The sequence below is a fragment of the Malikia sp. genome (assembly GCF_028687635.1).
In the GTDB taxonomy this organism is placed as follows: domain Bacteria; phylum Pseudomonadota; class Gammaproteobacteria; order Burkholderiales; family Burkholderiaceae_C; genus Malikia.
In genome coordinates, this window is the sequence record NZ_JAQTZS010000016.1 from 45,624 (window position 1) to 53,156 (window position 7,533).

General features: G+C 67.8%; 6 protein-coding genes. 1 reads left to right on the forward strand and 5 read right to left on the reverse strand.

Translation table 11 applies throughout. The features are described from left to right. Nucleotides 1–59 precede the first annotated feature (59 nt). From PHR85_RS10575 to PHR85_RS10590, 4 genes are read right to left on the reverse strand one after another with little or no spacing between them, the layout of a single operon-like run. Nucleotides 60–2,840 (reverse strand): FAD-binding and (Fe-S)-binding domain-containing protein, encoded by a 2,781-nt coding sequence (locus tag PHR85_RS10575; protein WP_300054044.1) that lies wholly within the window; start codon nucleotides 2,838–2,840, stop codon nucleotides 60–62. Then, complete coding sequence (locus PHR85_RS10580) at nucleotides 2,833–4,272, reverse strand: LutB/LldF family L-lactate oxidation iron-sulfur protein (RefSeq protein WP_300054046.1); 1,440 nt, start codon at nucleotides 4,270–4,272, stop codon at nucleotides 2,833–2,835. The genes PHR85_RS10575 and PHR85_RS10580 overlap by 8 nt, the downstream gene beginning before the upstream one ends. Beyond that, nucleotides 4,269–4,943: a lactate utilization protein gene (locus tag PHR85_RS10585; RefSeq protein ID WP_300054048.1), complete on the reverse strand. Its 675-nt coding sequence runs from the start codon at nucleotides 4,941–4,943 to the stop codon at nucleotides 4,269–4,271. The genes PHR85_RS10580 and PHR85_RS10585 overlap by 4 nt, the downstream gene beginning before the upstream one ends. Next, nucleotides 4,940–5,743, reverse strand: a complete 804-nt coding sequence (locus tag PHR85_RS10590; RefSeq protein ID WP_300054050.1) for a (Fe-S)-binding protein — start codon at nucleotides 5,741–5,743, stop codon at nucleotides 4,940–4,942. The genes PHR85_RS10585 and PHR85_RS10590 overlap by 4 nt, the downstream gene beginning before the upstream one ends. A gap of 180 nt (nucleotides 5,744–5,923) precedes the next feature. Here PHR85_RS10590 and PHR85_RS10595 point away from each other — a divergent pair, with 180 nt between their 5' ends. After that, nucleotides 5,924–6,685, forward strand: coding sequence for an FCD domain-containing protein (locus PHR85_RS10595; protein ID WP_300054053.1), 762 nt, complete (start codon nucleotides 5,924–5,926; stop codon nucleotides 6,683–6,685). Between the two features lie 48 nt (nucleotides 6,686–6,733). Here PHR85_RS10595 and PHR85_RS10600 read toward each other — a convergent pair. Next, nucleotides 6,734–7,533, reverse strand: an 800-nt coding sequence (locus PHR85_RS10600) for an ATP-binding cassette domain-containing protein (RefSeq protein ID WP_300054055.1), incomplete at its 5' end; no start/stop codon positions are given.

The window sequence follows — 7,533 nt, forward strand, 5'->3', positions numbered from 1 at the left end:
TCCCTCGGGCACGGCGTGCCCGATCAAAATACGGATTGAGAAAAGAAAGCGGGGCGGTGTCAGCAGTGCATCGGCGACGCCTCGCGGGTGCACTCTTCGAGCAGATAGGCCACCGAGCGGTAGGCGCGTCCGGTTTCCGCCGTCAGGCCGATCTCGCAGCTGCGGTTGGTCGATACGCCCTGACAGCAGTTGCCGGGCAGGGCCGCGTGTACCCGTCGCAGCGCGTGGACGTTGAGCTCGGGCACGACGAAGCCCCGGTCGCCGCCAAAGCCGCAACAGCTCACGCCCGCCGGCTCGATCACTTCGTCCACGCAGGCGCGCAGCAGCTCGCGCAGCTTGGCGTCCGACTGGGTGCGGCGCACGCTGCAGTTGACATGCAGCGCCAGCGGTCCGGGCTGGCGCACCACGCGCAGGCGCGGCAGCAGGGCGTCCAGCGCGAACTCGTGGAAGTCGTACACCGCCAGCCGGCCGGCCAGCAGTTGCTGCATCCTGACCGTGCAGCTGCTGGCATCCATCAGCACCGGGTGGTAGCCGCCCTGGCCGTCATCGGCCGCTTCCAGCAGGGCATCGGTCAGGGCTTGCGCCATGGCGTCCGCCTCCGAGGCCAAGCCTTTGCTCGCCAGCATCTGGCCGCAGCACAGCTGGTCGCAGGCCCGGGGCAGACGCGGGGCGTAGCCGGCGCGCGTCAGCAGTTCCATCACGACTTCGGGCAAGGTCGCTTCGTCGGCGCTGTTGGCGCCGAAGATGCGGCTGCTGCAGGTCGGGAAGTACACCACCGGGTCACCCGTGCCCGAGCGGAGCAGTGGGCGCTTGCCGGGTTGGGGCATGGAGCGCCGCCAGGCGCCCCCCGAGAGGCGTCGCACCAGTCCTTCGCCGACGACGCTGCTGGCCAGATGGCCCAGGCCCAGGCCCGCGCGCGACAAGGTCGTGACGGCGCCGAAATGGTCGGCCGCCCATTGCCCCGCCCGCTTCGATACCGGGCCCAGGCGGCGTCCGCGCAGCAGGCGTGTCAGATCGCCGGTATCGATGCCCACCGGGCAGGCGGTCGAGCACAGGCCGCAGCCGGCGCAGGTGTCGAGCCCGGCATACGCGAACTCGGTCTGGATCGCATCGACCGCTTCGCCAGCCGTGGTCCGCCGCGACAGTTCGCGCCAGCTGACGATGCGCTGGCGCGGCGACAGCGTGAGCTGGTGCGATGGGCACAGGGGCTCGCAAAAACCGCATTCGATGCACTGGTCCACCAGGGCATCGGCCGCCGGCATCGGCTTGAGGTCACGCAGGTGCGTCTGCGGGTCGTCGTTCAGGATCACGCCCGGATTCAGCAGCCCGTGCGGGTCGAACAGTTGCTTGATCCTGCGCATCAGGTCGGTCGCTTGCCGGCCCCATTCCTTCTCGACGAACGGGGCCATGTTGCGCCCGGTGCCGTGCTCGGCCTTGAGCGAGCCGTCGTAGCGATCGACCACCAGCGCGCAGACCTCGTCCATGAAGCGGGCGTAGCGCTCGACCTCGCTCGGGTCGGTGAAGTCCTGGGTGAAGACGAAGTGCAGGTTGCCTTCGAGCGCGTGGCCGAAGATGATGCCCTCGGTATAGCCGTGCCGGAGCATCAGGGCCTGCAGATCGAGCGTCGCGCTGGCGAGCGATTCGACCGGGAAGGCCACGTCCTCGATGATCACGGTGGTGCCCGCGCGGCGCATCGCCCCGACCGACGGGAAGGTGCCCTTGCGCACTTTCCAGTACATGTCGCAGGTGGCCGGATCGGTCGAGAAGCCAGGCGCCTGCACGGTTTCGATGCCCGCGAGTGCCTGCAGGACAGCATCCATCTTGAGCTGCAGCGCGGCGGCGGTCTGCGCGCGCACCTCGATCAGCAAGGCGGCGGCCTCGTGGTCCAGCGTGCGGATGATTTCCGGCAGACCCGCCTTGTTCTCGACCGAGCGCAGCGCCGCGCGATCGAGCAATTCGACCGCCGAGACCGGCCTGGGCTTGAGCTGGATCACCGCCTCGCAGGCCCTGGCGATGTCGGGAAAGAACACCAGTGCGCTGGCCTTGAACGGCTCCTCGGCCACGGTCTGGAGCGTGACGCTGGACAGGATGCCCAGCGTGCCTTCGGATCCGATCATCAGGTGCGACAGGATGTCGATCGGGTCGTCGAAGTCGATCAGCGCATTCAGGCTGTAGCCGGTGGTGTTCTTGATCCGGTACTTGCGGCGTATCCGTTCGGCCAGAGCGCCGTCGGCGCGGGTCTCGGCGCCCATCCGGGCCAGTTCGGCCAGCAGCGCGCAGTGGCGGGCCCGGAACGCCGCGACGCTCTGCGGGGCTTGCGTGTCGAGCAGGGTGCCGTCCGCCAGCGTCACGCGCAGGCCCTGCAGGGTCTGGTAGCTGTTCTGCGCCGTGCCGCAGCACATGCCCGACGCATTGTTGGCGACGATGCCGCCGATCTTGCAGGCGTTGATCGAGGCCGGATCAGGGCCGATCTTGCGACCCAGCGGTGCGAGCTTGAGGTTGACCTCGCCGCCGATCATGCCCGGACCCAGGCGCACGCTGGCGCCATCCGGGGCGATCTCGCAGCTCGCGAGACCTTCGCCGACCAGCATCAGCACGCCGTCGGTGATGGCTTGTCCCGACAGGCTGGTGCCCGCCGCCCGCACCGTCACCGGGCGGCCGAAGCGGCGCGCGCTGTCGAGCACGCCGCGGATCTCGGTCTCGTTCTCGACGATGGCCACGACCTCGGGAATCAGGCGGTAAAAGCTGGCATCGGTGCCATAGGCCAAGCGACGCAGATCGTCGCTCACGACCTGGCGCTCGGGCAGCACGGCGCGCAGCGCCACAATCAGATCACTCATGGGAGTTCCGTTCCTTCAACAGATCGCGCAGGCGCTTCGGTGCTGGCACCAGCGGCACGCGGCTGCGCGTCCAGGCGCCCTGGTCGGTTGGCGAGAGCGCGCGGCCCCGGCTCATGAACCAGGACGCCAGCTTGTAGAGCCCCAGGCGTCCGTAGACCTGCGCCCAGACGCTCCAGGTCGCCGACACCTTGAGGCTGCGCGCCGCGCCGCTGCCGCGCAGCGTCGCATCTCCGCTGTCGGGTCGGGCCTGGGCCTCGTTGCGCAGCCGCACCAGCAGGTCGGTGATCGGGATCTTGACCGGGCAGACCTCGGTGCAGGCACCGCACAGCGTCGAGGCGAATGCCAGCGGGTAGGTGCTTTCGAGCCCCTGCAGGTGCGGCGAGATGATGGCGCCGATCGGCCCCGGATAGGTGGTGCCGTAGGCATGGCCGCCCACCCGCGCGTAGACCGGACAATGGTTCATGCAGGCGCCACAGCGTATGCACTGCAGCGTGGCGCGCAACTGCTCGTCGGCGTAGGCCTGGGTGCGACCGTTGTCGAGCAGGATCAGATGCACTTCCTGCGGGCCGTCCTTCTCGCCCGGGCGGCGCGGCCCGCTGATCATGTTGACGTAGGTCGTCACCGATTGCCCGGTCGCCGAGCGGGTCAGCAGGCTCAGGATCGGCGGGACATGCTCAAGCTTCTCGACCACCTTCTCGATCCCGGTGATCGCGACATGGATCCGGGGCACCGTGGTGCACATGCGACCGTTGCCCTCGTTCTCGACCAGGCACAGCGTTCCGGTTTCGGCCACCGCCACGTTGACGCCCGACAAGCCGATGTCGGCCTGCGCGAACTTGCTGCGCAGCACGCGCCGGCCGATGTCGATCAGCGCATCGACATCCTCGGTGTACGACACCCCGGGGACTTCGCGCGCGAACAGCTCGGCGATCTCCTGCTTGGTCTTGTGGATCGCCGGCATGATGATGTGCGAAGGGGCTTCGCCCGCGAGCTGCACGATGTACTCGCCCATGTCGGATTCGAGCGCCTCCAGTCCGGCTTCCTCCATCGCATGGTTGAAATGGACTTCCTCGCTGACCATCGACTTGCCCTTGATGATCCGTCGCGCCTGCGCGCGCTGCGCGATGCCCAGCGCGATGGCATTCGCCTCGGCCGGCGTTTGCGCCCAGTGCACCTGAACGCCGTTGGCGCTCAGGCGGGCTTCGAGCTGCTCCAGCAGGCGCGGCAGATGGGCCAGGCTGTGACGGCGGATCTGCTCGCCCAGTTCGCGCAGGCCCTGCAATTCGTCCTCGTCCGCGAACTGGGCGCGGCGCTTGGACTGCAGGTAGTCCATCGCGCCCCGGAAATTCCGGCGCTGCGCGGGATCGTCGAGCACGCCGCGCGCGCGCGCCTTGAAGCCTTCGGTCGGTTCGATCGGGATCACGCGGCTCATGGTTCGACTCCTTCGGCGGTGCGCAGCAGCACCACCAGTTCGCGTGGCCCGTGCGCACCGTAGGCCAGCGTCTGCTGGATGTCGGCGGTCTTCGACGGACCGCTGATCAGCAGCGCGTTGCTGGGCAGGCCGTCACTCCAGCTTTCGGCGCGGATGGCGGCATGGAAGTCGGCGTGGATCGTGTTCACGTCGAGCAACACGATATGCACCGCGGGCACCAGCGACATCAGGCGCGGTTCGCTCGCGCTGGGCCACAGGACCAGGCTGCCGGTTTCGGCGATCGCGCTGCGGGCCAGTGTCAGCGAGGCATCGACGCGGTCGAAGAGCCTGTCCTTCCACGCTTCGATCGCCTGCTCGTAGCGCACGATTTCCAGGCTGGCGGGCGCGTCGGCGGCCAGCGCCTCGCCATGCGGCGTGCCATCGCCGATCAGCAGCTGGCGCAGGCCCTTGGCGGCGATCAGGTCCAGCAGCACGCGGGTCCAGTTGCCGGTCGTGACGGCATGGACCTCGGTGCGCCAGGCCAGCAGGCCCTGGCGCAAGCGCTCGGTGCGCTGCGCGCTGTCCTCGTCGCGGCGATGCTGCTCGTACCAGCCGCTCACGTCAGGCACCGTGGCCGGACTGCCGCTGGGCGCGGTGCGCAGCCGGCCCAGGATCTGATCGCGCGCGCTCATGACTGGGCTCCGCTGGTGCGCTGCCAGAGGAAGCTCGCGATATGTTCGCCCGTCAGCGACGGCGACGAGACGCCGGCCTGCTCGTCCTGGCGGGCCGCGCGCCCGGTGATATTGAGCAGGCAGCCGCAATCGGCGCTGACGACGCAGCCCGCGCCGGTGGCACGGATCGCCGCCACCTTGTCGCTGACGATGGCCTCGGAAATCTCGGGGTGGAGCAGGGCAAAGGTGCCGCCAAAGCCGCAACACTCCTCGATCCGGGCCTGCTCCTTGACCGTCACCCGGGACAGATCCGCGAGCAAGGCCGCGCTGGTCTGGTGCGAGCCCATCTGGCGCCGCGCATGGCACGAGGTATGCAGGGACACCGTGCAGGCCGGACCCAGATCCTCGTGTGCGAAATCGACCACATGCACCAGGAATTCGGTCAATTCGTAGACGCGCTCGGACAGCTCCAGTGCCTTGGCGTGCAGCACCGGATCATCGGCGAACAGCTGCGGGTAGTGGAGCCGGATCATGCCGGCACAGGAGCCCGACGGCACGACCACCGGCCACGGCTGCGTGAACAGCTCAAGCTGGCGCCGCGCGACCGCGCGCGCCTCGTCGGGGTAGCCGCTGCTGTAGGCGGGCTGGCCGCAGCAGGTCTGTTCCTCGGGGTAGTGCACGCGGATGCCTTCGCGCTCCAGCAGGCGAATCGTGTCCAGGCCAGCCTGGGGCGTGAACTGATCGATCAGGCAAGTGGCAAAGAGGTAAACATCAGCGGGTCGGGTTGGATACTGCCGTGAGAAAGAGGAAAGCAACTGCATCGGCTTGCTCCTGAAGTCAGGGATCGGGTGGTCTGGTAAATTGGTAAGACCAATTTGCACCGGATTAAAAGCCGTTCCGTCGTCGCTGTCCATCGGGTAAACCCTGATTCCGGGCAAAACTTTCCATGAAAGTACACTCATCAAGATTGGTCTTAGCAGATAGTTCCCTTCATGCTTCCTATGAATCCGTCCCGTCCCACGGTCACTCGCATCGCTGACATCGTTGCCAAGCAGTTGGAGCAGCGCATCCTGGAGGGATCGCTCAAGCCCGGCGACCGCTTGCCGGCGGAGCGCGCGCTCGCGCTGGAACTCAATGTGTCACGCCCTTCGCTGCGCGAAGCGATCCACAAGCTGGTCTCCAAGGGACTGCTGGTGACCAAGCATGGCGGCGGCACGGTGGTGACCGACAGGCTCGAAGCCAGCTTTGCCGAACCCTGGCAGGATCTGCTCAAGGAGCATCCGCTGCTGCACAGCGACATGCTGGAATTCCGCCACATCCTGGAAGGCCAGGCCGCCCTGCTGGCGACCGAGCGCGCCACCGATGCCGACATGAAGCGGATGCAGGCCATCTTCGAGGCGCTCGAAGTCGCCTACGAACGGGAAGACCTGCAGGCCTGCGTCGCCCATGACGTCGCCTTTCACCAGGCGATTGCCGAGGCCACGCACAACGTCCTGATCGGTCATGTCACGGCCAGCCTGATGCGGGTGATGCATGACCATGTATCGAGCAACCTCGTGCGCCTGCACCGGTCATCGACGCAATGGAACAGGATCCGGGAGCAGCACCGCAACATCTGGGAGGCCATCCAGCAGCGCCGTCCCCAGGACTCCCTGCTGGCGGCGCGCGAGCATATCGACCTGGTCAGTCACAGCATGCAAGAGACGATCCGGGTGCAGGATCGCGAAGATGCGGCGCTTCGTCGCCTCGGTGATGCCGCCTGACGGCCGGCAACGCGCCACGACCCGTTGGCCGTGGCTGGCGTGCGCCGGTTACCGGTCCAGCAGCCGAGCCAGGTAGTGCCCGGTGTGGCTGGCCGGGTTCGCCGCCACCGCCTCGGGGGTGCCTGTCGCGACCACCTGGCCACCGCCCGAGCCGCCTTCGGGTCCCATGTCGATGATCCAGTCGGCGGTCTTGATCACGTCGAGGTTGTGCTCGATCACGACGATGGTATTGCCGGCGTCGCGCAGCTGGTGCAGCACCTTGAGCAGCAGCTCGATGTCGCCGAAATGCAAGCCGGTGGTCGGCTCGTCGAGGATGTAGAGCGTGCGCCCGGTGTCGCGCTTGGACAGCTCCTGCGCCAGCTTGACCCGTTGCGCCTCGCCGCCCGAGAGCGTGGTCGCGCTCTGGCCGAGCCGGATATAGCTCAGGCCCACGTCGAGCAGGGTCTGCAGCTTGCGCTGCAGCGTCGGCACGGCCTGGAAGAAGCCGTGGGCCTGCTCGACCGTCAGCTCCAGGATCTGGGCGATGTTGAGCCCCTTGTACAGGACTTCCAGCGTCTCGCGGTTGTAGCGCAGGCCCTTGCAGATGTCGCAGGGCACGTAGACATCGGGCAGGAAATGCATCTCGACCTTGACCACGCCGTCGCCCTGGCAGGCCTCGCAGCGCCCGCCACCGGCCGACGATGACACGTTGAACGAGAACCGCCCCGGCCCGTAGCCGCGCTCGCGCGCCGCCGGCACCTCGGCCATCAGCTCGCGGATGCCGGTGAACAGTCCGGTGTAGGTCGCCGGGTTGCTGCGCGGCGTGCGCCCGATCGGGCTCTGGTCGACGTTGATGACCTTGTCGAAAT

Bases quoted from the DNA above. Each gene is read 5' to 3' on its own strand.
- PHR85_RS10575 (WP_300054044.1), bottom strand. From the start codon at position 2,840: ATGAGTGATCTGATTGTGGCGCTGCGCGCCGTGCTGCCCGAGCGCCAG.
- PHR85_RS10580 (WP_300054046.1), bottom strand. From the start codon at position 4,272: ATGAGCCGCGTGATCCCGATCGAACCGACCGAAGGCTTCAAGGCGCGC.
- PHR85_RS10585 (WP_300054048.1), bottom strand. From the start codon at position 4,943: ATGAGCGCGCGCGATCAGATCCTGGGCCGGCTGCGCACCGCGCCCAGC.
- PHR85_RS10590 (WP_300054050.1), bottom strand. From the start codon at position 5,743: ATGCAGTTGCTTTCCTCTTTCTCACGGCAGTATCCAACCCGACCCGCT.
- PHR85_RS10595 (WP_300054053.1), top strand. From the start codon at position 5,924: ATGAATCCGTCCCGTCCCACGGTCACTCGCATCGCTGACATCGTTGCC.